Source organism: Streptomyces sp. NPDC031479, assembly GCF_055581065.1.
Genome location: NZ_JBVIKC010000020.1, coordinates 123,298 through 146,418 on the forward strand (window position 1 = coordinate 123,298; position 23,121 = coordinate 146,418).

At 71.6% G+C, this 23,121-nt stretch carries 20 protein-coding genes; 10 read left to right on the forward strand and 10 right to left on the reverse strand.

The genetic code is table 11. The features are described 5' to 3' along the window. Positions 1 to 284: 284 nt before the first annotated feature. From ACZ5D2_RS22810 to ACZ5D2_RS22820, 3 genes are all read right to left on the reverse strand, one after another. Positions 285 to 413: a hypothetical protein gene (locus tag ACZ5D2_RS22810; RefSeq protein WP_371676944.1), complete on the reverse strand. Its 129-nt coding sequence runs from the start codon at positions 411 to 413 to the stop codon at positions 285 to 287. After that, the gene (locus ACZ5D2_RS22815; RefSeq protein WP_468931476.1) at positions 407 to 796 is read right to left on the reverse strand and encodes a hypothetical protein; all 390 of its coding nucleotides are present in this window, start codon (positions 794 to 796) and stop codon (positions 407 to 409) included. The genes ACZ5D2_RS22810 and ACZ5D2_RS22815 overlap by 7 nt, the downstream gene beginning before the upstream one ends. A gap of 152 nt (positions 797 to 948) precedes the next feature. Further along, positions 949 to 1,515 carry a Uma2 family endonuclease gene (locus ACZ5D2_RS22820; protein WP_468931479.1) on the reverse strand — a complete coding sequence of 189 codons (567 nt, stop codon included), beginning with the start codon at positions 1,513 to 1,515 and terminating at the stop codon, positions 949 to 951. Positions 1,516 to 1,712: 197 nt separating this feature from the next. Between ACZ5D2_RS22820 and ACZ5D2_RS22825 the strand changes: the two genes are divergently transcribed. The 6 genes from ACZ5D2_RS22825 to ACZ5D2_RS22850 all read left to right on the forward strand — a co-directional run bounded on the left by ACZ5D2_RS22825 (position 1,713) and on the right by ACZ5D2_RS22850 (position 11,650). Continuing rightward, positions 1,713 to 3,764 carry a thioredoxin domain-containing protein gene (locus ACZ5D2_RS22825; RefSeq protein WP_468931482.1) on the forward strand — a complete coding sequence of 684 codons (2,052 nt, stop codon included), beginning with the start codon at positions 1,713 to 1,715 and terminating at the stop codon, positions 3,762 to 3,764. 240 nt (positions 3,765 to 4,004) lie between these two features. Further along, positions 4,005 to 5,294, forward strand: a complete 1,290-nt coding sequence (locus tag ACZ5D2_RS22830) for a glycosyltransferase (RefSeq protein WP_468931485.1) — start codon at positions 4,005 to 4,007, stop codon at positions 5,292 to 5,294. Between the two features lie 185 nt (positions 5,295 to 5,479). After that, on the forward strand, positions 5,480 to 7,123 hold the full coding sequence (locus ACZ5D2_RS22835) for an ArnT family glycosyltransferase (protein ID WP_468931516.1): 1,644 nt from the start codon (positions 5,480 to 5,482) through the stop codon (positions 7,121 to 7,123). A gap of 6 nt (positions 7,124 to 7,129) precedes the next feature. Then, positions 7,130 to 8,314, forward strand: coding sequence for a glycosyltransferase (locus ACZ5D2_RS22840; RefSeq protein ID WP_371676939.1), 1,185 nt, complete (start codon positions 7,130 to 7,132; stop codon positions 8,312 to 8,314). Between the two features lie 23 nt (positions 8,315 to 8,337). Further along, on the forward strand, positions 8,338 to 10,758 hold the full coding sequence (locus ACZ5D2_RS22845; RefSeq protein WP_468931489.1) for a galactose oxidase-like domain-containing protein: 2,421 nt from the start codon (positions 8,338 to 8,340) through the stop codon (positions 10,756 to 10,758). A gap of 127 nt (positions 10,759 to 10,885) precedes the next feature. Continuing rightward, positions 10,886 to 11,650, forward strand: coding sequence for a hypothetical protein (locus ACZ5D2_RS22850; protein ID WP_371676937.1), 765 nt, complete (start codon positions 10,886 to 10,888; stop codon positions 11,648 to 11,650). A gap of 63 nt (positions 11,651 to 11,713) precedes the next feature. On the opposite strand, the gene trhA is transcribed toward ACZ5D2_RS22850, so the two are convergent. Continuing rightward, positions 11,714 to 12,409: a PAQR family membrane homeostasis protein TrhA gene (gene trhA / locus ACZ5D2_RS22855; protein WP_371676936.1), complete on the reverse strand. Its 696-nt coding sequence runs from the start codon at positions 12,407 to 12,409 to the stop codon at positions 11,714 to 11,716. A 220-nt stretch (positions 12,410 to 12,629) separates the two neighbouring features. Here trhA and ACZ5D2_RS22860 point away from each other — a divergent pair, with 220 nt between their 5' ends. Next, positions 12,630 to 14,471: a phosphoenolpyruvate carboxykinase (GTP) gene (locus ACZ5D2_RS22860; protein WP_371676935.1), complete on the forward strand. Its 1,842-nt coding sequence runs from the start codon at positions 12,630 to 12,632 to the stop codon at positions 14,469 to 14,471. Positions 14,472 to 14,543: 72 nt separating this feature from the next. On the opposite strand, the gene ACZ5D2_RS22865 is transcribed toward ACZ5D2_RS22860, so the two are convergent. The 4 genes from ACZ5D2_RS22865 to ACZ5D2_RS22880 are packed head-to-tail and all read right to left on the reverse strand — an operon-like array spanning position 14,544 to position 19,114. Next, positions 14,544 to 15,179 carry a hypothetical protein gene (locus tag ACZ5D2_RS22865; RefSeq protein ID WP_371676934.1) on the reverse strand — a complete coding sequence of 212 codons (636 nt, stop codon included), beginning with the start codon at positions 15,177 to 15,179 and terminating at the stop codon, positions 14,544 to 14,546. Beyond that, complete coding sequence (locus ACZ5D2_RS22870) at positions 15,166 to 16,836, reverse strand: substrate-binding and vWA domain-containing protein (protein WP_371676933.1); 1,671 nt, start codon at positions 16,834 to 16,836, stop codon at positions 15,166 to 15,168. The genes ACZ5D2_RS22865 and ACZ5D2_RS22870 overlap by 14 nt, the downstream gene beginning before the upstream one ends. Then, positions 16,833 to 18,017: a toxic anion resistance protein gene (locus tag ACZ5D2_RS22875; protein WP_371676932.1), complete on the reverse strand. Its 1,185-nt coding sequence runs from the start codon at positions 18,015 to 18,017 to the stop codon at positions 16,833 to 16,835. The genes ACZ5D2_RS22870 and ACZ5D2_RS22875 overlap by 4 nt, the downstream gene beginning before the upstream one ends. Next, positions 18,014 to 19,114: a hypothetical protein gene (locus tag ACZ5D2_RS22880; RefSeq protein ID WP_468931497.1), complete on the reverse strand. Its 1,101-nt coding sequence runs from the start codon at positions 19,112 to 19,114 to the stop codon at positions 18,014 to 18,016. The genes ACZ5D2_RS22875 and ACZ5D2_RS22880 overlap by 4 nt, the downstream gene beginning before the upstream one ends. Positions 19,115 to 19,257: 143 nt before the next feature. Between ACZ5D2_RS22880 and ACZ5D2_RS22885 the strand changes: the two genes are divergently transcribed. Then, positions 19,258 to 19,665, forward strand: coding sequence for a hypothetical protein (locus tag ACZ5D2_RS22885; RefSeq protein WP_371676930.1), 408 nt, complete (start codon positions 19,258 to 19,260; stop codon positions 19,663 to 19,665). Positions 19,666 to 19,769: 104 nt separating this feature from the next. After that, positions 19,770 to 20,420 carry a hypothetical protein gene (locus ACZ5D2_RS22890; protein WP_468931500.1) on the forward strand — a complete coding sequence of 217 codons (651 nt, stop codon included), beginning with the start codon at positions 19,770 to 19,772 and terminating at the stop codon, positions 20,418 to 20,420. A gap of 64 nt (positions 20,421 to 20,484) precedes the next feature. On the opposite strand, the gene ACZ5D2_RS22895 is transcribed toward ACZ5D2_RS22890, so the two are convergent. After that, on the reverse strand, positions 20,485 to 20,886 hold the full coding sequence (locus ACZ5D2_RS22895; protein WP_371676928.1) for an SCO4983 family protein: 402 nt from the start codon (positions 20,884 to 20,886) through the stop codon (positions 20,485 to 20,487). A 143-nt stretch (positions 20,887 to 21,029) separates the two neighbouring features. Beyond that, a complete protein-coding gene (locus ACZ5D2_RS22900) occupies positions 21,030 to 22,241 on the reverse strand; it encodes a pyridoxal phosphate-dependent aminotransferase (protein ID WP_266841421.1) in 1,212 nt (403 codons plus the stop codon). A gap of 390 nt (positions 22,242 to 22,631) precedes the next feature. On the opposite strand from ACZ5D2_RS22900, the gene ACZ5D2_RS22905 reads away from it, so the two are divergent. Further along, positions 22,632 to 22,961, forward strand: a complete 330-nt coding sequence (locus tag ACZ5D2_RS22905; RefSeq protein ID WP_371676927.1) for a hypothetical protein — start codon at positions 22,632 to 22,634, stop codon at positions 22,959 to 22,961. Positions 22,962 to 23,121 lie beyond the last annotated feature (160 nt).

Sequence of the window (23,121 nt, forward strand, 5' to 3'; positions counted from 1 at the left end):
CTCTGACGATCACGCGTCTACCGCAGAGCTTCGACCCGTCGCGATGCCTGCCGGTCTCGGTGATAAGGGGCGCAGGATGTGCGTCGGCCGGGACGCAGGTCGTGCGCTGTCCGCGTGCACCGTAGGCGTGGTGCCGCGGGATCCACGGAGTGTGGTTCGTAGAGGGCGGGAACAGTACGCCGGTACAGCTCGTCGGCCCGGAGGCCGACGAGCGCCGGCCCTCGGCACTCCTGGTCTTGGGCGCTGCTGGTCCTCGGCGCCGCCGGGCCATGGCTCGCCCGTACTCACCTTCCGTACTGACGGAGCAGGTCGACCATGTTGCGGATCTCGCGCAGTCCGTTGAGGTGGGCCGCGAAGGCCTTACGGTCGAGCGGCCAGCCCAGCCGGTCCCACTGCTGCTGATTGCTCAGCACCGTCTGGTAGTCGCCGTACCCCAGTGGTCGCAGGAGGTGAGCTTGCGTCGTCCGTCCGGGTCGCAAAGAGCGATCACCTCTGTCAGGTCCAGCTCCCGCGAGATGACCCGACGCAGCTGCCGGTCGAGATCGCCGATGAGGAGGAACGGCCGTGCCGTGGCCCCGTATTCGGCGGCGAGGGCCGCGACGGTGATGATTCCAGCGATCTTGTTCGTCTGATCCTTGACCAGCAGGAAGGCGAACTGTTCGAGGAGGGGCGGGACGTCGATCAGGTGGTCGGCGTAGCTGACGGCGTGCGCTTTGGCGACGGCCTTCGAGAAGGGGGCTTTCCCATGCCGGCCCGTAAGTGATCGTTCAGCGGTGCCCGGCCAGAAACCGATCAAGGTCAGATAGACGGAAGATCGCATCAATCGGGGCAGCTGACTGCGGAACCGTGGCGCATCTGGCTCGGAGGTGGGTGAGTGTTGCGATCGCCCGCGAACAACGACTGTCCGAGTGCTATCGGCCGGATGTCGAAGCGAGAACCTCTCCGTCCTTACATGACCCCGAGATCGACCGTGAGGGAGAAGGGCGCGGTGGCCTTGACCGTGCCGGTGAACATTTCGCCGTCTCGGTACGCCCTGGTGGCGGGATCGAGGACGTAGGTGTAGACGATCGGGACGCCGGTGGCGGCCTGCTCGACCCGCCAGTAGAAGGGGATGCCGGCCTTGGCGTACTGGTCTACCTTCACAATCCGGTCAGTGGTTTCCGAGCCGGGCGACACGACCTCGACGACCAGGAGTACGTGCTCGGGTCGGGCAGGCGTGAGGTCGATGGTCTCCGCCCGGTAGACGATGACGTCCGGGCGGCGGTTGGTGAGCGGAACGTCCTGCAGGCGAACGTCGAAGTCCGTGTCCGCGTTCCAGTCCGGGCCCGCGGCGGCGTCCAGGGCATTGGCCAGGACTCGCGCCAGCCGGTTGTGCCGTTTGGAGGCGCTCGGACTCACGGCGACCATCCCGTCCACGATCTCGATGCCGGCGCACTGCTCCTCGGACCAGGAGTCGTACTGTTCCGCGCTGATCTGTGCGTGCATCCACGCGGGCGCCACCATCTCGGCGGTCATGGTGTACCTCCTTCGAGGAGCCTCGGCAGGTCCGGCGCTGCTTCGCCCAGCCTACTGTTCCGCGATGCGCGGCCGCCCGACATGGAGGGGAGGGAGCCGCCCACCGCGTGATGGCTCACGACTGCGATTCGGCCAAGTGAGGCGGGTCCGTGAGGGGTTTCGCCGGTCGCGCCGGGCGTTGTGAGAGGCTGGGTCGCATGAACCGGTTGGCTGGCATGACCTCGCCTTATCTGCTTCAGCACGCTGATAATCCGGTCGACTGGTGGCCGTGGGGACCCGAGGCGTTCGAGGAGGCTGAACGGCGCAATGTGCCCGTTCTGCTTTCGGTTGGATACTCTGCGTGTCATTGGTGCCATGTCATGGCGCATGAGTCCTTCGAGGACGACGCCGCCGCCGCCTTCATGAACGAGCACTTCGTCAACGTCAAGGTGGACCGCGAGGAGCGGCCCGACATCGACGCCGTCTACATGGAGGCCGTGCAGGCCGCGACCGGGCAGGGCGGCTGGCCCATGACCGTGTTCCTGACGCCGGACGCCGAGCCCTTCTACTTCGGCACCTACTTCCCGCCCGAGCCCCGCCACGGGATGCCCTCCTTCACGCAGGTGCTCGAAGGCGTGCGGACCGCCTGGGTCGGCAGGCCCGAGGAGGTCGCCGAGGTCGCGCAGCGGATCGTACGGGACCTGGCCGGGCGGCAGTTGGACTACGGCAAGGCCGGCGTGCCCGGTCCCGAGGAGCTGGCCGGGGCGCTGCTCGGGCTGACGCGGGAGTACGACGCCGTGCGCGGGGGCTTCGGCGGCGCGCCGAAGTTCCCGCCGTCCATGGTGCTGGAGTTCCTCCTGCGCCACCACGCCCGCACCGGCTCCGAGGGCGCCCTCCAGATGGCCGTCGACACCTGCGAGGCGATGGCCCGGGGCGGGATCTACGACCAGCTGGGCGGCGGGTTCGCCCGGTACTCCGTGGACCGGGAGTGGGTGGTGCCCCACTTCGAGAAGATGCTCTACGACAACGCGCTGCTCTGCCGCGTGTACGCCCACCTCTGGCGGGCCACCGGATCGGACCTCGCGCGGCGGGTCGCGCTGGAGACCGCCGACTTCATGGTCCGTGAACTGCGCACCGAGCAGGGCGGTTTCGCCTCCGCCCTCGACGCGGACAGCGAGGACCCGGTCAGCGGGAAGCACGTAGAGGGGGCCTACTACGCGTGGACGCCGGCGCAGTTCGCCGAGGTGCTCGGCGAGGACGACGGGGCCCTGGCGCAGGCGTACTTCGGGGTGACGCGGGAGGGCACCTTCGAGCACGGCGCCTCGGTGCTGCAGCTGCCCCAGGACGGCCCCGCCCTCGACGCGGAGCGCCTCGCCGGGATCAAGGAGCGGCTGCTCGCCTCCCGGGCGCGGCGCCCCGTGCCCGGCCGGGACGACAAGGTCGTCGCCGCCTGGAACGGGCTGGCCATCGCGGCGCTCGCCGAGTGCGGGGCGTACTTCGAGCGCCCGGACCTGGTCGAGCGGGCCACCGAGGCCGCCGACCTGCTCGTACGGGTCCACATGGACGGTTCCGCCCGCCTGGCCCGCACCAGCCGTGACGGCCGGGTCGGTCCCAACGCCGGGGTGCTGGAGGACTACGGCGACGTCGCCGAGGGCTTCCTGGTGCTGGCCTCCGTCACCGGTGAGGGGGTGTGGCTGGAGTTCGCCGGCTTCCTCGTGGACCTGGTGATGGCCCGCTTCGCCGCCGAGGACGGCTCGCTCTACGACACCGCGCACGACGCCGAGCGGCTGATCAGGCGGCCGCAGGACCCCACCGACACGGCCGCCCCCTCCGGCTGGACGGCCGCCGCCGGCGCGCTGCTCTCGTACGCCGCGCACACCGGTTCGCAGCCCCACCGCACGGCGGCCGAGCGGGCGCTGGGCGTGGTGCACGCCCTCGGGCCGCGCGCCCCGCGCTTCATCGGGCACGGCCTGGCGGTGGCGGAGGCGCTCGTGGACGGGCCGCGCGAGGTGGCCGTCGTCGGGCATCCGGACGATCCGGCGCGGGCCGCGCTGCACCGGACCGCGTTGCTGGGGACGGCTCCCGGGGCGGTGGTGGCGGTGGGTCTGCCGCGTGCGGCGGACGGGAGCGGCGGGGAGTTCCCCCTTCTGGCCGAGCGCACACTTGTTCGCGACCTTCCGACGGCGTACGTGTGCCGGCACTTCGTCTGCGCGCGTCCTACGACCGAACTGGTCGATTTGGCGGACCAGTTGGGCGCGGTTCGTCCCTGAAGTACCCGGAGTACCGTCAATTCCGGTTGTCGTACATCAACTCCGAAACGTGGTTTTTATCTGGGCGGCGCCTCCGCTTCACGTTCCCTGCCTAATCTCATGGCTTCGGGATTCGCCGAGCCGCGCACTGGGGGGTGCGCACGAGGGGGAAGCGGAGGCGCCGGGCCGGGGGGCCCGTGATCCGCCTCCGGGGGGTTTTCGATCGCCGCCTGGGGTTGCGGCATGTCTGTGGGGGACAGTTTGTACACTTCTGTGTTCATTGCTGCCATTTCGCTGGCGCTCTTCTGGATGGCCGCCTTCACCCTGTGGTGGCAGATGCACGCGTGGCGCACGCCGGAGACGCTCGCGTCGACCCGGTTCGACCGCCCCGACGGCGGCGGCCGGCTGGCCTTCTCGCTGCTCCTGCCCGCCCGCCACGAGCAGGCCGTCCTGGAGCACACGATCGACCGGCTCCTCGAATCGAGCCACACCGACTACGAGATCATCGTGATCGTCGGCCACGACGACCCCGAGACGGCGGCCGTCGCCGAACGCGCCGCCGCCCGCGCGCTCGAACGGGTCCGCGTCGTCACCGACCACCACGAGGCGAAGAACAAGCCGAAGGCCCTCAACACCGCGCTCCCGCACTGCCGGGGCGACATCGTGGGCGTCTTCGACGCCGAGGACCAGGTCCACCCGGAGCTCCTCGCCCACGTCGACCACGCCTTCCGGGCCACCGGGGCGGACGTGGTGCAGGGCGGCGTACAGCTGATCAACTTCCACTCCAGCTGGTACAGCCTGCGCAACTGCCTGGAGTACTTCTTCTGGTTCCGCTCCCGGCTCCACCTGCACGCCGAGAAGGGCTTCATCCCGCTCGGGGGCAACACCGTCTTCGTGCGCACCGAGGTGCTGCGCGAGGCGGGCGGCTGGGACCAGAACTGCCTCGCCGAGGACTGTGACCTGGGCGTGCGGCTCTCCTCCGTCGGCAAGAAGGTGGTCGTCGCCTACGACTCCGACATGGTCACCCGCGAGGAGACGCCGGGCTCGCTGATGAGCCTGCTCAAGCAGCGGACCCGCTGGAACCAGGGCTTCCTCCAGGTCTACCGGAAGAAGGACTGGCGGCAGCTGCCGGGCCGCGGCCAGCGCTGGCTGGCCCGCTACACGCTGATGACCCCCTTCATGCAGGCGGCCTCCGGGGTGATCATCCCGGTGAACTTCGCCGTCGCGGTCTTCCTCGACGTGCCGGTCGGCATCGCGATCATCACCTTCCTGCCCATGATCACCGCGCTGGTGACCTTCGTGTTCGAGATCGTCGGCCTCCACGACTTCGGCCGCCAGTACGGCCTGCGGGTCCGTTTCGTGCACTACGTCAAGCTCGTCGTCGGTGGCCCCTTCTACCAGGTGATGCTGGCGGGCGCCGCGATCCGGGCGGTCTGGCGCGAGCAGCGCGGCCGCAACGAGTGGGAACTGACCAGCCACACCGGCGCCCACCTGACCGGGGCGACGGCCTCCACCGCTTCCACCGCGATCCGAGAGGACAGCCACCGGTGACCGCCACCCTGCCCACGGCCACTGATCCCCAGCCTCAGCCCGGACCCGGCGAAGCCTCCGCCGGTGAAGCCTCCGCCACCCTGCCCGTCCGCCCCCGGGCCGGCACGGGCGCCGCGACCGCCATCGCGAACGCGAACGCGACCGCCACCGCAACCTCCACCGCAACCTCCGCCTCCACCACCGCCATCGAGCCCAGAGTCCCCGCCCAGCGCCGCCCCGGCGGTCCCGGCACCGGCCCCGGCGGCGGCCTCGGCGTCCGCCCTCCCGCGCCCGCCCGGCCCCTGGTCCGCTTCCGCTCCTCCCGCCCCGACCTGCTGCTCTGTGCCACCCTGCTGCTGGCGATCCTCCTCGTCCAGGGCTGGAACATCACCCACTTCCCGACCCTGAGCGACGACGAGGGCACGTACCTCGCCCAGGCCTGGGCCGTCCAGCAGGGCAAGGGCCTCGCCCACTACACCTACTGGTACGACCACCCGCCGCTCGGCTGGATCCAGGTGGCCGGGCTGACGTACCTGCCCTCCCTCTTCGTGCCCGACTGGATGACGGTCGCGCCGATGCGGTTCTCGATGCTCGCCGTCTCCGGTGCCAGCTCGGTGCTGATCTACGTGCTCGCCCGCCGGCTCTGGCTGCCGCGCTGGGCGGCCGGGCTCGCGATGGCCCTCTTCGGGCTCTCCCCGCTCTCCGTCGTGCTCCAGCGGGAGATCTTCCTCGACAACCTCGCCGTGATGTGGATGCTGCTGGCCTTCTGCCTCGCCGCGTCCCCCAGCCGCCACCTCTGGCACCACTTCGGCTCGGGTCTGGCCGCCGCCACCGCCGTCCTGACCAAGGAGACGATGCTGGTGGTGCTCCCGGCGCTGCTGGTGACGATGTGGCGCCACAGCCACCGCGACACCCGCAAGTTCGCCGTCACCGGAGCCGTCACCGCCTGCGCCCTGATCGGGCTCTCGTACCCGCTGTACGCCCTGCTCAACGGCGAACTGCTGCCCGGCGCCGGACACGTCTCCCTGATCGACGGCATCACCTACCAGATGGGCCGCCCCGGCTCCGGGTTCATCCTCGACCCCGGCTCCGGCTCGTACGGCGTGTTCCGGTCCTGGCTCTACTACGACACCGTCCTGCCGCTCGGCGGGCTCGCCGGCGCCGTCCTGCTGCTGGCCACCACCCGCTGGTCGGTCACCGCACGGGCCCTGGCCGGACCGGCCCTGGCCGCCGTGATCCTCGCGCTCGTCGCACTGCGGCCCTCCGGCTACCTGCCCGCCATGTACGTCATCCAGGCCCTGCCCTTCCTCGCCCTGGTGCTCGCCGCGGCGGCGGCCAGCGTCACCCACGCCGTCCTGAGCCGCCGCCGCACCCCGGGGGAGCGCCGCGCCCTGGTGTGCGCGCGCTGGGCGCTGACCGTCGTCCTCGCCGCCTCCGCCGCCGTCTACGTCCTGCCGCGCTGGTACGACGGCAACCGCACCGCCCTCACCGTCGACGCGAACGCCCCCTACCGGCAGGCCGCCGCCTGGCTCGGCACGGTCGCCGAACCGGCGAACACCCGCGTCCTCGTGGACGACGCCCTGTGGCTCGACGCTGTTCACCACGGTTTTGCACCCGGAACGGGCGCCATCTGGTTCTACAAGGCGGACCTCGACCCGGCCGTCACCAAGACCCTGCCGCGCGGATGGCGGGACATCGACTACGTCGTCTCCTCGCCCACCGTGCGTCGTGATGCGGCGGACCTGCCCAACGTGAAGGCTGCACTGGAGCATTCGACCGCGGTCGCCGTCTTCGGTACGGGCGAGGACCGTGTCGAGATCCGCCGCACCGACCGCGAGAGTGGGAGCTGAACCACCATGAGCGAGGACCTGTGGCCCCCGCGCGCCCTGGACGCGCCGGAGGCCGCCGCGGGGCGGGCACCCGCCCCCGGCAGCGTCACAGTGATCATCCCGACCTTCAACGAGGCGGCGAACGTGGGGGAGTTGCTGAGCAGACTCCGCACCTCGCTGCCCGTCGGCCCGCCCTGCGAGGTGCTCTTCGTCGACGACTCCACCGACGACACACCGGCCGTGATCGAGAAGGCCGCCGCGGACTGCCCCTTCCCGGTGGCGGTCCTGCACCGGCAGGTCGCCGAGGGCGGCCTCGGCGGGGCCGTCGTCGAGGGCGTCAAGCGGGCCGGCTCCGAGTGGATCGTCGTCATGGACGCCGACCTCCAGCACCCTCCCCACCTCGTCCCCGAACTGCTCGGCGAGGGCACCCGCACCGGCGCCGATCTGGTCGTCGCCTCCCGCTACGTCGCCGGCGGCAGCCGGGCGGGCCTCGCCGGGAGCTACCGCGTCGCCGTCTCGCGCGGTGCGACCTGGCTGGCCAAGGGCCTCTTCCCGCGCGCCCTGGGCGGGATCAGCGACCCGATGAGCGGCTTCTTCGCGATGCGCCGCTCCGCGGTGAGCGCCGACGCCCTCAAGCCCCTCGGCTACAAGATCCTGCTGGAACTGGCCGTCCGCTGCCGCCCCGCGAAGACCGCCGAGGTCCCCTTCGTCTTCCAGGACCGCTTCGCCGGGGAGTCCAAGTCCGGTGCCCGCGAAGGGATCCGCTTCCTCGCGCACCTGGCCGCCCTGCGCTCCGCGAGCCCGCTCGCCCGGATGGTCGGCTTCGGCCTGATCGGCCTCTCCGGCTTCGCCCCGAACCTGCTGGCCCTGTGGCTCCTGACCCACGCCGGGGTGCAGTACCTGGCCGCCGAGGTCCTCGCCAACCAGGCCGGGGTGCTGTGGAACTTCCTCCTCATCGAGACCCTGCTCTTCCGCGACCGCCGCCGCCACCGTCACTGGGCGGACCGGATCGGCCGTTTCGCCCTCCTCGCCAACGCCGATCTGCTCCTGCGGATCCCGCTCATCGCGCTGTTCGTCGCCCGGCTCGGCCTCGGCGTCCTGCCCGCGACGGCCCTCGCGCTCGTGACCACCTTCGTCCTGCGCTTCGCCGCCACCGAAGCCCTCGTCTACCTGCCGCGCAAACCCCGTGCGGCGGCCCCACCCGGGAGTTGAGCCGCACCGAAAGGACACCCCGCATGCAGAGGAAGATCCGACGGAGGTCAGGGCGCCGGGCCGCCCTCCTCGCCGTCGGGGCGATGACCGCCGGCCTGCTGCTCACCGCACCGCAGCAGGCCACGGCCGGACCGCCCAACCTGCTCACCAACCCCGGTTTCGAGACCGCCGGACCGGCCGGCGCCGACATGCCCTCCTGCTGGGAGAAGTCCGGCTGGGGCGACAACGACTTCACCTTCGCCACCGTCGCCGACGCGCACGGCGGCACCAAGGCCATGAAGGTCTCCCTCACCCGCCGCGTCGACGGCGACCGCAAGGCCCTGGTCACCGAGAACGCCACCTGCGCCCCCACCGTCACACCGGGCAGGCAGTACGACCTGTCCGCCTGGTACAAGTCGAACACCCCCGACGTCTCCGTGACCGTCTTCCGCCACGACACCACCGCCGGCTGGCAGTACTGGACCGACCTGCAGAACCCGCCGGTCAGCGCCGCCTGGGCGCGCACGGAGGTCCGTACGCCCACCGTCCCGCCGAACACCGACAAGATCACCTGGGGGCTGTCGGTCTACGGCGTCGGCACCGTCACCACCGACGACTATGCGGTGGAGGAGGTCGGGGCCGTCCCGCCCCAGCCCGCCTGCACGGGCACGCCCGACCAGTGCGCCAAGGGCAAGTGGGAGGTGATGGCCGCCCAGAACCCGGTCCGCTCGATGCACGCCGTGGTCCTCAGGAACGGCAAGGTGCTGCTGATCGCGGGATCGGGCAACGACATATCCCAGTTCAACGCCGGGACCTTCACCTCCGCCGTGTACGACCCGGTGGCCGGCTCGGTCAGGACGATCCCGACGCCGGTGGACATGTTCTGCTCCGGCCACGTGCAACTGGCGGACGGCCGGGTGCTGGTGATGAGCGGCAACAAGGGCTACCCGTCGGCCGACGGCAAGATCGGATACCAGGGGCTGAAGGACTCGTACGTCTTCGACCCGGCGACCGAGACGTACACGAAGACCAACGACATGAACGGCGGCCACTGGTACCCGTCCGCCACGATCCTCGGCAACGGCGACGTGATCTCCTTCGGCGGTCTGAAGGAGGACTCCACCGGCAACGTCACGGCGGAGAAGTTCTCGGCGGCGCAGGGCAGGTGGCTGCCGATGAACCAGGTCAACCAGACCTGGTCGTACTGGGGCCTGTACCCCTCGATGATCCTCATGCAGGACGGCCGGCTCTTCTACTCCGGCAGCCACACCTTCGGCAACGGCACGGCCGGATCCGGCTCCTCGATCTACGACTACGACGCCAACACCGTCACGGACGTGCCCGGACTGCGAGGGAAGGACGCGCGCGACGAGTCGGCGAGCGTGCTGCTGCCCCCGGCCCAGGACCAGCGGGTGCTCACCATCGGCGGCGGCAACAACGAGAGCAACCCGCCCGCGAACCGTCTCACCGACATCATCGACCTCAAGAAGCCGAGCCCCGGATACACCGCGGGCCCCGACCTCCCGCAGGGCCTCGTCGACGCGGGCGCCGGCAAGCGCCCGCAGACCGGCGCCGAGGGCAAGATGTACGTGTCCGCGGTGCTGCTGCCGGACGGCAAGGTCCTGGAGACCGGCGGCGGGCTGCACGACCGGGCCGACCCGGTCTTCGAGGCCTCCTTCTTCGACCCGGCGAACAACACCTACCAGCCGGGCCTGGCCACCGACCCGATCCCGCGCACCTACCACTCGGGCGCCTTCCTGCTGCCCGACGGCCGGGTCATGTCGGTCGGGGACAACCCGGGCAACGGCACGTACAACCACGCGGTGTCGATCTACACCCCGCCGTACCTCTTCAAGGGCCCGCGCCCCCGGCTCACCTCGGTGATCGACACCGAGTGGGTCTACGGCGACACGCAGCGGATCACCGGGGACCGGCCGATCGCCAAGGCGGAACTGATCCGCCCGGCGGCCGTCACCCACTCCTCCGACCCCAACCAGCGGTTCGTGGACCTCCCCATGACCGTCGTCAACAACACCACCATCGACCTCAACGTCACCAGCAACCCCAACCTGGCGCCGCCCGGCTGGTACATGCTCTTCGGCGTCGACGCGAACGGAGTCCCCTCGGTCGCCACCTGGGTCCACCTCGGCGGAGCCCCGGCGCTCGCGGCCGCACAGGGCAGCCAACCGACCGCCCACGAACACTCCTTCGCGAACGAACTGGCCGCCCCGAAGCCCAACCCGCAGCAGCGCGACGCCGCCCCGGTCCCCCCGACCGTGGCCGGCTGCGACCGCCACTACGGCACGGCGAGCCTGTGCGTCCCGGCGAACTTCCCGGCGGAGGTCGAGAAGACCACCCGGGCGCGCTGCGACTGGCTGGCCTCCCACCTGTTCCCCCGGCGGATGAAGGTCAACGGCAGCGACCCGCTGCGCCTGGACCCCGACGGCGACGGTCACGCCTGCTAGCAGGCTCCTCCGCCGGTCCCGGTCCCGGCCCCGCCCCGCCCCCGCCCCCGTACCGGCCCGGTACGGGGACGGGGCCGGCCCCGTCGCCCGGAATGCGGGTCCCGGTCCGCCGTGCGATAACGGCACCATGAAGCAGCTCCCGACGGCCACGGCCGCAGAAATCAAGATCAGCTTCGTCGGAGCGGAGGCCGGGACGGCGTTCGACGCGCTGGAGCTCGACCGCGAGGAGGGCCGCTCGCGGGCCGTCCACTTCTGGGACCGGCCGGTGGAGTCGGCAGGCGGCGCGATCGCGCTGCCCCTGCTGGACCGGGGGCTCGTCCTGCGCCTGCGCCGGGACGAGGCCGGGCCGGGGTCCAAACACAAGGCGGACCTGACCGTCAAACTGCGCCCGTGCACCCCGCTGCCGCAGCACTGGCAGGAGGAGCGCGAGGAGGAGCACTGGGAGTACCGGATCGAGGAGGACCGGGCCGGGCCCGATTTCGGCCCTGTCCTGGCGGCCTCGCTGGAGGCCGACCGGGAGTTCGACGAGGCCCTCGACACCGAACGGGGCTCCCTCGGCGATCTGGTCACCAAGCCGCAACTGGAACTGCTGGAGGCGGCCGACGCGGACGGGGAGGACCTCGACGCCCTGACGGCGCTGGGCCCGGTGCACGCCGTCAAGTGGAAGCAGGACTGGGACGGGCTGCCCGGATCCGTGGCGATCGAGGAGTGGACCACCGACGGCGGACTGCGGTTCCTGGAGGTGTCGGTCCGCGCGGACGTCGCCGACGCGCCCCGGGTCCAGGACCTGCTCGGGGACGGCCTGCGCGACCGCGGCCTCACCCCGCCGCGGACGGGCGAGACGAAGACCCGGGCCGTACTGACCGCCCTGGCCCGCGACCTCCTGCGCTGACCCGCAGCGCCGGCCGCCGCGCTGACCCGCAGCGCCGGGGGCGGCGTCGCCCCCGGCCCGCCGTCAGCCCCGGTGCGAGTAGGCGGCCAGGGAGATGCCGACGTAGTGGGCCACGAAGGCCGCCAGCGTCAGGGAGTGGAAGACCTCGTGGAAACCGAAGAACCGCGGGGAGGGGTTGGGCCGCTTGATGCCGTAGATCACGCCGCCCACGCTGTAGAGCAGGCCGCCCACGATCACCAGCACCAGGACCGCGATGCCGCCGGTGCGCAGGAAGTCGGGCAGGAAGAAGACCGCGGCCCAGCCCATCGCGATGTAGCAGGGGGTGTAGAGCCAGCGCGGCGCGCCGACCCAGAAGACGCGGAAGGCGATCCCGGCCGCCGCCGCGAGCCACACCGCCCACAGCAGGGTCCGCCCGGTGGAGTCCGGCAGGAGCAGGACGGTGAGCGGGGTGTAGGTGCCCGCGATGATCAGGAAGATGTTGGCGTGGTCGAGGCGGCGCAGGATCGCTTCGCCGCGCGGCCCCCACGTACCGCGGTGGTAGACGGCGCTGACGCCGAAGAGCAGGCAGGCGGTGAGCACGTACACTCCGCAGGCCACGCGGGCCCGGGTGGAGTCGGTGAAGGCCATCAGCACCAGGCCCGCGACCACCACGGCGGGGAACATTCCGGTGTGCAGCCAGCCCCGCATCAGGGGCTTGGCCTCGGTCTCCACCCCCGGCGCTGCCGGTGAGGCCGCTACGGCGGCGGCGTCAGAAGTCATGACCGACATGCTACCTACGGGTCCGTAGGTTCCCGGTAGCGCTCTTTACGGAAGATTGACGGACGTGGCAATGCTCACGTGAGAGGCCCTCTGGACATATGCGCACATCCACCGGATGATCAGATGAGTGCGGTCGGCACCGGATGAGCGGAGCGCGAAGCATCCGGGTCGCAGCCCCCACGGGGCATACACCAAACAAACCCCTCAACAAGGAGCAATCGTGGCGCGCGACAACGCGGCTCCCACTTCCGGTTCGACACTCCCCACCGAGCACGCAGAGCTCGCCTCCTGGGTGGACGAGATCGCAGCCCTCACCCAGCCGGACCGCGTCGTCTGGTGCGACGGCTCCGAGGCCGAGTACGAGCGCCTGTGCGAGGAGCTCGTCTCCAAGGGAACGTTCAAGAAGCTGGACGAGGCCAAGCGCCCGAACTCCTACTACGCCGCCTCCGACCCCTCCGACGTAGCGCGCGTCGAGGACCGGACCTTCATCTGCTCCGAGAAGGCGGAGGACGCGGGCCCCACGAACCACTGGAAGGCCCCTTCCGAGATGAAGGAGATCTTCTCGGGCGAGCAGGGCATATTCCGCGGCTCCATGAAGGGCCGCACGATGTACGTCGTGCCCTTCTGCATGGGCCCCCTCGGCTCCGAGCTCTCCGCGATCGGCGTCGAGATCACCGACTCCGCCTACGTCGCGGTCGCCATGCGCACCATGACCCGCATGGGCAAGGCCGTCCTCGACGAGCTCGGCACCGACGGCTTCTTCGTCAAGGCCGTCCACACCCTCGGCGCCCCGCTCGCCGAGGGCCAGGAGGACGTGCCGTGGCCGTGCAACACGACCAAGTACATCTCGCACTTCCCCGAGACCCGCGAGATCTGGTCCTTCGGCTCCGGCTACGGCGGCAACGCCCTGCTCGGCAAGAAGTGCTACGCGCTGCGCATCGCCTCCGTCATGGCGCGTGACGAGGGCTGGCTCGCCGAGCACATGCTGGTCCTCAAGCTCACCCCGCCGCAGGGCGAGGGCGAGGCGAAGTACGTCGCGGCCGCGTTCCCGTCCGCCTGCGGCAAGACCAACCTCGCCATGCTGGAGCCGACCATCCCCGGCTGGACGGTCGAGACCATCGGCGACGACATCGCCTGGATGCGCTTCGGCGAGGACGGCCGCCTCTACGCGATCAACCCCGAGGCCGGCTTCTTCGGCGTCGCCCCCGGCACCGGCGAGCACACCAACGCCAACGCCATGAAGACCATGTACGCCAACACCGTCTTCACCAACGTCGCGCTCACCCCCGACGGCTCCGACGTCTGGTGGGAGGGCATGACCGAAGAGGCGCCCGCGCACCTCATCGACTGGAAGGGCAACGCCTGGACCCCGGAGTCCGGGACCCCGGCCGCGCACCCCAACGCCCGCTTCGCCGTCCCGGCGTCGCAGTGCCCGACGATCGCCCCCGAGTGGGAGGACCCCAAGGGCGTCCCGATCTCCGCGATCCTCTTCGGCGGCCGTCGCGCCTCCGCCGTCCCGCTGGTCACCGAGTCCTTCGACTGGAACCACGGCGTCTTCATCGGCTCGAACATCGCCTCCGAGAAGACCGCCGCCGCCGAGGGCAAGGTCGGCGAACTGCGCCGCGACCCCTTCGCCATGCTGCCCTTCTGCGGCTACAACATGGGCGACTACATGGCCCACTGGGTCAAGGTCGCGGCCGACAAGGACCAGGCCAAGCTCCCGAAGATCTACTACGTGAACTGGTTCCGCAAGAACGACGCGGGCAAGTTCGTGTGGCCCGGCTTCGGCGAGAACAGCCGCGTCCTGAAGTGGATCGTCGGCCGCCTCGACGGCACCGCCGAGGGCGTGGAGACCCCCATCGGCGTCCTGCCGACCAAGGACTCCCTCGACCTGGACGGCCTCGACCTCCCGGCCGAGGACCTGGACTTCCTCCTCACGGTCGACAAGGAGGTCTGGCGCGAGGAGGCCGCCCTGGTCCCCGAGCACCTGAACACCTACGGCGACCACACCCCCAAGGAGCTGTGGGACCAGTACCACGCGCTCGTCGAGCGCCTGGGCTAGTCCCCGGCCCCACCCCCCCCAAGAACCGAGGCCGGCTGTCCCCGGCCGAGGACCGACGCGGGATTCCCCGACCTAGGGCTCCCTGCGACCTTCCAAATAGGTCGTGTGCGTCTGCTGACGGCGGGCTTCCACATCGTGGAGGCCCGCCGTCACGCGTTCCGCCTCCTCGAACAGCACCGACAGCTGCCGCTCCAGGTGCCGCTCCGGAGATTCCCCGCCCGGCGTCAGCCGGGTCCACCAGCGGGTCCGGTTGTACGTGTCCACGCACTCCGGCACGTCCAGCCGGATCGCCCGCGACAGCCTGTGCACCGCCTCCGGCTCCGTGGCCAGCACGTCCGCCACCCAGCCCGGATCGAGCAGCGCCGCGTACAGGTCCAGCAGCTCGCTCAGCTTGCCCTCGGCGGCCGGCGGCAGCTCCACCTCCGCCACGTACTCCCGCAGCCGGCCCAGGTCCTCCCGTACGACGCCCAACTGCTCGGCCGGATCCGGGAAGTACGGGGTGTCGATCCGCGCCGGCGGGGCGATCAGGGCGCCCGCCGCGTACAGGCCCGCGACCACCACGGGCCAGTACGCGCCCGCCACCCCGGCCAGCGTCAGCCCCAGACCGACGAGCCCGCCGACGCCGCCCGCCAGGTTCTTGCCCGACTCCAGGTACCGGAGCACCCGGGCCCCGGCCGACGCGCCGCCGGACGCCCTACTGGTATCCACGGATCTCCTCGAAGGCCCCGTCCAGCGAACCGTTCCCGTCGGTGGCGTCGAAGAGGCGGCCGCCGGTCAGCTCCGTGATGTGCGTGAGCTCCTTGCGGTCCGAGTCCCCGAACAGCACCGCGAAGACCGGAGTGTGCTTCTGCCCTTCCGGCAGCCCCGCGTAGAAGGAGTCGAAGTCCTGCACCCTGTCCCCGCTCTGCCCGTCCGTCATGAGCACGATCGAGGTGAACGCGTCGGCGTTCCCCTGCCCCAGGTGCTGGTACGCGGCCTTCAGACTCCCGTACACGGCCGTGCCCCCCTCCGGTCGGAGGGACCCCACGTCACCCCGGATCGCCTCCAGGGCCGGCCCCGGGTTCCCCGGTTCGACGACGTGCGTCAGCACCTGCTTCACCTTGTCACCGAAGGGCAGCAGAGTCACCTCCTCGCGGTCCCTGAACCGCTCGCCCGTCCCCGAACCGCCGCTGCCCGTAAGGTCGGTGAGCGCCGACTTCAGCCGGCCGATCCGGTCCTGCTCCGCCATGGAACCCGAGGTGTCCAGCACGTACACCGTGCGCGACGGCCGGCGCAGCTCGTTCTCGTACGAGGCCAGCAGGCCGTCCGCCACCGACCGCGAGCCCGGGAACGGCAGCTCGCGCCGTCTCTCCCCGTCCAGCCCGGCCGCCGGGGCCACCCCGGCCGCCACCGGCCGCCGGAAGGTCTTCTCCGTGATGGCCTTCTGCGCGGCGTCGCCCCGCAGGTACTCCGTCAGCAGCCGGCCCGACTCCCGCGCGCCGGCCGGGGCCGACGTCAGCAGCGTCAGCGGATAGTGCGCCGTCACCACCCCGTCCTTCGGCCGGATCACCGTCAGCGGTTCCTTCGCCCGGTCGTTCATCGACAGCAGCACCGACTCGTAGTTGACCAGCGCGTCCACGTCGTCGCGCTTCGCGTACGCCGTCACCAGCCAGCCCGAGGAACCCGAGGTCAGCTTCTGCCCCTTGAAGAACTCCCGCAGCCGCGGCTGCGCCGTGCGCACGTCGGCGTCGGTCAGCGCCGACTGCGCGCCCGACAGGCCCGAGGCCACCGACACCAGCGCGGAGAAACCGGAGTTGGAGTGCACCGGATCCGTCATTCCGTACGTCAGCTTCCCGGCGGCGACGGCCTCCTCGACCGCCGACCAGGTCACCTCCTGCGGCTTCCAGCCCAGCCGGGCCAGCGCCTGCGGCTTCACCCCGACCGCCACCGGCGAGGACATCACCGGCGTCTCGTTGGCCAGCTTCGACGCCGCCTCCGGGCGCAGCCGCAGGTAGTCGTTGGACGAGAGCCAGATCGCGTCGTACTTGCCGTCCGCCGTGCCGGAGGCCACCTGCTCGGCCGCGTCCAGCGTCCCCGACCAGGTGAAGTCGACCGAGACGCCGGTCGCCGCCTTCGCCGCCTTCAGCACCGGCTCCATGTCGGTGAGCTCGCTGGAGGCCAGCACCCGCAGCCGGCCCTCCTTGTACTCCTGCTGCTTCGGCCCGCCGCCCGAAGACCCCGCGGCCCCCGAGGACCCCGCGGAACCCGCACCGCCGGAAGCCGCCGACGGGCCGTCGGAGGTGCAGCCGGCCGCCCCCAGCAGCGTCGCGGCCAGGGCCACGGCCGCCATCAGCCGCGCGCGCGTGCGCGCCGTACGCGGGCTCATCGCTCCCCGCCTTCCAGGGCGCCCGCGGTCCGCGTCCGGGCCAGGTGGGCCGAAGCCGACCGGAGCTCACCCGTCAGGGACTCCACCGTCGCCGCCATGTTCTCCGTGGCCTGCACCTTGAAGGAGTCGATCGCGTCGAGGGTCTCGTAGATCTGCGCGAACGCCGTCCGCAGCGTCTCCGCCCCCACCGCCGGGTCCGCCGCGATCCGCTGGATCTCCCCGCTCCGGGTGGCCAGCATCTCCGCGTTCCCCCGGATCAGCTCCTCCGTCGTCCCCTTCAGCGCGTTGACCTGCTCGACCACCGTGCGCTGGTGCTCCAGGGCCGAGGCCAGCATCACCGCGATCCGCAGCGCCGACACCGTGGTCGTCGCGGCCCGGTCGACGCCCTTGATCAGCTCGTCGTTGTTGCGCCGCACCACGTCCATCGCCAGATAGCCCTGGGCGCAGACCGCCAGTTGCGTCAGCAGGTCCTGGTGCTTCTGCCGCACCGGGAACAGCACGTCCGCGCGGATCGCGTCCGCCCCCTGCGGATCCGTCCGCTCCGTCTCGGCGATCCGCTGTTCGACGGCGCCGTCCAGCGCCTCCGTGAGCACCGCGTGCTCCTGGAGCCTGCCCATGGTCTCCCACAGCCGGGCCCGCTCGGTGTGCAGGGCCGCGTTGTCGCGGCGCAGCTCGTCCTGACCGCCGCGCAGCGCGCCGACGATCCGGTTGAGGGTGGCCTGCGAGGAGGCGTACTTGGCCACGTGGTCGCGCAGCCGGTTCCCGCCGGGCAGCTTCGCGAGCAGCCGGCGCGCCCCCTTGGCGGGCGCGTCCCGCGGATCGAGGTCCTCGACGGTGCGCCGCAGTTCGACGAGCGACCCGGCGACCCGGCCCTGCGCGTCGCCGCCCCCGGCGCCGAGCGAGCGCACGGCCCGGTCCAGCATCCGGTTCGACTGCTGCGCGGCGTCGCGCATGTCGGCCGACCCCAGCGCGGCGATCTCGCCGATCCGGGTGGCGAACTCGGGGGAGCGGACGTCGATCGCGGCGAGCCGGCCGACGTACTCCCCGGCCCGGCGGTCCATCTCCTCCCGTACCCCGTCCTCCAGCGGGACCAGCCCGGAGGCCTGCTCCCGGCGGACGGGGGCGACGGGCTCCGGTGCGGTGAGGACGAGCGGGGCGTCCTCGGGCGGTGTCAGTGTCATGGCGTGTCCCCCTGCCCCTTGGCGCGTGCGGCCAGCGCCATCAGGACCTTGACGGTCGGTGCGCCGACCTGGCGGATCCCGGTCAGCCCCGGATTGAGGTAGCCCGGGTACGGCGCGGTCGCGGTGGTGAACTCGGCGACGCCCTCCTGCGGGCGGAAGCCGTGGCGTACGGCCAGCTCGCGCAGCTTCGGATCGGTGGCGAGGAGGGTGCCGAGCTCCTTGGCCTTCTCGCTGATCGGTACGAAGGTGTGCGGGGAGTTGACGGTGGTGTCCGGGTACAGCACGACCATGTTGGCGGCCTCCCCGGTGGCCTGCTTCTGGATCAGGAGCGAGGCCACCTGGGACTCGTAGGCGAGGATCAGCGGTTCGCCGCTGCCGCTGATGAACGCCCGGAAGGGGTCGTCGGTGCTGGGCTCCAGTGCTCCCTGGACCGAGATCAGCTTGCGGAGCAGGGGCGCGGTACGGGTGATCCCGGCGTCGTCGGAGACGACGGTGCCGTTGTTGGCGACGTTGGAGGTGGCGGCGATGAACAGGGCGCCGGAATTGGAGGTGGCGGGGTCGGTGGTCTTGATGAAGACCCGTCCGGCCAGCTCGGCGAAGGCGTTCGCCCCCGTCAGCTGCTGCCAGTTGCGGTCCTCCTCGGCGGCCTTCAGGTAGGGCCCCATCAGCAGGGTGCCGGAGTTCTTCCCCGACATCCTCACGAGCCCGTTGTCGGCGAGCACCTTGGCCGCGTTGGCGCGGGCGATCACAACGAGGGGGGAGAAGAAGGGCTTGGTGGTCTGCGCGCCCTTGACTCCGGCCGCAGACTCGATCTCCTGTGCCGGCTCACTGCTGCTGGGGAAGGCGAAGTCGTACTCCTTGAGGGCGAGCTGGTCCATGGCCCAGGAACCAGATGTTTCGGTCCTGACGGTGTAACCCTTGGCCGCGAGGGCCTTGGTGACGTCGGGGTCGCGGAAGAACTCGGACTTCTCCGACCCGATGACGCCGCGCACGCTCTTCGTTGGCGTGCGGTCTGGCCCGTGGCCCCCGATGACGATGACGGCGATCACGCCGCCGATCAGGAGGACCGCCAGAGCGATTCCCAGGATGCGTCTCACGGGTGCAGCGTGCTCGCGGAAACCCACATTCCGCGGCGGGTCGGGTGAACGCCGGGTGGCCAGGCGGTCCCACTTCGAAATGCTGTGTGAGCCCGCGGGTGCTGGTGGGCCGGGCGGGGGCCGAGGAGGATCGTGCCATGGGCGTGAGCGCGTTGAAGTGGCAGGGCTGGCTCGTCGGCCTGGTGGGAGTGGCGGGCCTGCTGGTGTTCGCCCCACTGGGCCTCTACGTATGGGCCAGCGGCGGTGACGGCCCCGCCGCCGCCCCGCCCCCGCCGGACGTACGGGTCACCGCCTGCCGCGTCGACCCGGCGAGCCGCCGCGTGGTGGCGACGGTGGAGGCACGGGGCACGGGCTCGTACGTCGTCACGGTCGAGTTCCGCGACCGCGAACCCCCCGCCCCCGACGCCCGCACGGCCCGCGCCCTGATCGGCGTCCCGGGCCTCAGCCCGGCCGCCCCGGCCCAGTCAGAGGCCATCGGCCCGGTCTGGCCCCCGTCCACGGCCCCGTGGTGCGGGATCGCCGGCGTGGCGCCCGCACCGCCGTCCCGCTGAGCCCCGGGCGGCCGTAGCGCGGCCTATCGAGGCCTATCGCGGCCCTCCACATGACCTTCAATTGCTATCGTCTCGGGGGTCGTTCAGGGAGCTCAGGGGGAAACATGTCGGATCCGACGCAACCGCCGTCCTCGCCGCCGGCGTTTCCGGCCCCCGCGGGGCCTTCGCGGGCCAAGCTCTGGGCGGCCGGGGCCGCCGTGGTGAGCGCCATCGCCGGTGTGGCGAGCGCCATCGCCGCCTTCTCCGGCAACTCGTCCGCCCCGGCGGCCGTCGCGCCCCCCACCGGGGTCTCCCTCCCGGCGCCGCAGACCGCTTCGAGTCCGGCCGCGGGCGGCACGGGTACGGGGGCGGGTACGGGTGCGGGTGCGGGCGCCCCCGCCTCCGTCCGCTGGTCGGGCAAGATCGTCCTCGGGCTGGAGGGCATCGACCTGACCCAGAACCCGCCCCGCAGGGGCGACGGTTCCACCTTCGGCTACCGCCCGGCCGCCGCCCGCAGCGGATCCAGTTCGATGACGGTCAAGGGCACCGCCGCCCTCTGGACGGACGCCTCGGCGCCGACGCCGCAGGGCTGCAAGGACCTCCTGGCCACGCAGTCCCGCTCCGAGGTGACCGTGGCCGAGGGCGACAGCGTCTGCCTCGTGAACGAGAAGTCCCCGATCGCCGTCCTGAAGGTCACCGCGACCCGCTACGACGAGGGCACCTACGGCCTGGTCGAAGGCGAGCTGACGACCTGGAACCTTCGCGGGACCGGCTGATCGCCGAGTAGGCCCGGGGGTGTGGCACCCGGTCCGGAGCCTCCGCGGCCCCGGACCGGGGCCGTCAGTGGGCGCCGGCCAGGTCGACGGAGTCGAGGGCGGCGGCGTGCGCGTCCATGCGCTCGGCGGCGAGGATCGCGGCGGCGGTGTCGGCGCGGGACGCGGCGACGAGCAGGGCGCGGGCGGCGAGGTCGTGGGCGCGCCGGTGCAGCACCGCCGGGTCCTCGTCGGAGGCCCCCGCGGCGCGGGCCGGGCGGGCCCCGCGCAGACGGGTCACCTGGGCGGCGATCTGCTCGGCGGCCTCGTCGAGCGCGAGCTCGTCGGTCAGGGTGAGCAGGGCCGACAGGTGTCCGGCGAGCTGGATGTCCAGCTCCTCGCCACGACTGCGGCGCGGGTAGTCGGATGCGCCGTGGTGGCCGCCCTCGCGATGGTGGACGACCGGCTTGGTGCGGATCGGCTCGTACATGAGGAGGCCTCCTGCTGGGTCAGGAGACCATCCTACATTGGAACCGGTCTAAAGTTGAGTTGAATCCTGGTGGAGTGTGGCTGGAGCGCCTTCCGGGGGCGCCCCCGGCTTCACCGTGGCCGGCTGCTCTGTGGCCGGCTGTTCTACGGCTGGCTGTATCCGTCCAGGAAGTTGCCGATCCGGGTGACCGCGTCCGCGAGGTCCTTCGCGTTGGGCAGCGTCACGATGCGGAAGTGGTCGGGCTCGGGCCAGTTGAAGCCCGTACCGTGCACGACCATGATCTTTTCGGCCCGCAGCAGGTCGAGGACCATCTGCCGGTCGTCCTTGATCTTGTAGACGGACGGGTCGAGCCGCGGGAAGGCGTAGAGCGCGCCCTTCGGCTTCACGCAGGTGACGCCCGGGATCTGGGTGAGCAGGTCGTACGCGACGTTGCGCTGTTCCAGGATCCGTCCGCCCGGCAGGACCAGGTCGTTGATCGACTGCCGGCCGCCGAGGGCGGTGGCGACGGCGTGCTGGGAGGGCATGTTCGCGCACAGGCGCATGTTGGCGAGGATCGTCAGGCCCTCGATGTACGAGGCGGCGTGCTTCTTCGGGCCGCAGACGGCCATCCAGCCGGCCCGGTAGCCCGCGACGCGGTAGTTCTTCGACAGTCCGTTGAAGGTCAGCGTCAGCAGGTCGGGGGCGATCGCGGCGGTGTTGGTGTGGGTGGTGCCGTCGTAGAGGATCCGGTCGTAGATCTCGTCGGAGCAGACGACCAGGTTGTGGCGGCGCGCGATGTCCGTCAGCCCGCGGAGCATCTCGTCGTCGTAGACGGCGCCGGTCGGGTTGTTCGGGTTGATGATCACGATGGCGCGGGTGCGGTCGGTGATCTTGCGCTCGATGTCGGCGAGGTCGGGCATCCAGTCGGACTGCTCGTCGCACCGGTAGTGCACGGCGGTGCCGCCGGCCAGCGAGACGGAGGCGGTCCACAGCGGGTAGTCCGGCGCGGGGACGAGGACCTCGTCGCCGTCGTCGAGCAGCGCCTGCATCGACATCTGGATCAGCTCGGAGACGCCGTTGCCGAGGTAGATGTCCTCGACGTCCAGGTCGATGCCCTTGGTCTGGTAGTGCTGCATGACCGCGCGGCGCGCCGACAGCAGCCCCTTCGCGTCCCCGTAGCCGTGGGCGTTGCCCAGGTTGCGGAGCATGTCCTCAAGGATCTCCGGCGGGCACTCGAAGCCGAAGGCCGCGGGGTTGCCGGTGTTGAGCTTGAGGATGCGATGACCTGCAGCTTCGAGCCGCATCGCCTCTTCGAGGACGGGGCCGCGGATCTCGTAGCAGACATTGGCGAGTTTCGTTGACTGGATCACCTGCATGACGGGAGCTTACGGCCCCCCGCGGCCGCCCGCTTGGTCAATTCGGCCGAATGTGGTGTAGGGAAATGTCCTGTTTCGCGCGATGGGTGGGGTGGTGGCCCCGTCCACCCTTTGAAACGGCGGCGCGCCGCCACCGTGACCTGCGGAATGAGTGGGGCCCGGGCCGGGGGTGGCGGAGGTGTTGCGCTCGTCACTTGAGGCGGGTTCTAGGGTGGCTGCGGCCGGGGTCGGGTGGTGGACCCGACGGCGGGTGCGAGGGCCGACGGAACGGCCGGTGCGAGCGGAGGGGTGGACGTCGTGGGGGATGCGGTGGGGGATGCGGTGGGCGGGGCCGGGGCCGGGGCCGGGGGAGGGGCCGGGGGAGGGCCCGGGGGTGCCGGGGCGCCCGACGTGGCGTCCGTGTTCCGGTTCGCCACGGAGCTCTGCGCCTGGGTGGCCACCCCCTGGGCCCTGGCCGGCTGGTCGGCCTGGGCGGCGGCGGGCTCCGTGGTCGTGCTGATCGGCCTGCCGACCCTGTTCGCCACGCCCGGCGACAAGACCCAGGTGATCGTCCCGGTGCCGGGCGCGGTGACGGTGGCGCTGGTGCTGCTCCAGCTGGTGGCTGCGGTCGCGGCCGCCTGGGCGGCCTGGCCGGCCTGGGCGGCGGTGGCCGTGACGGCCCTGGCGACGGCCTGCCTGGCCACGGAGCGCAGGCGCTGGGGGCGGCTGCTGGGGGGTTAGGGGGCCGGGGGGTTTGTGTGCTGGGTGGGGTCGGGGTCGGGGTCGGGGGTGGGCGGTGCACCCTTGGTCCGGGTCTGGGGAGGGCTGGGGGCGTCCCGCCAGTCCACTGTCCTTCCGTGTCGGGCCGGTCCCTCAAGGGCGCTCCCTTCGGTCGCGTCGC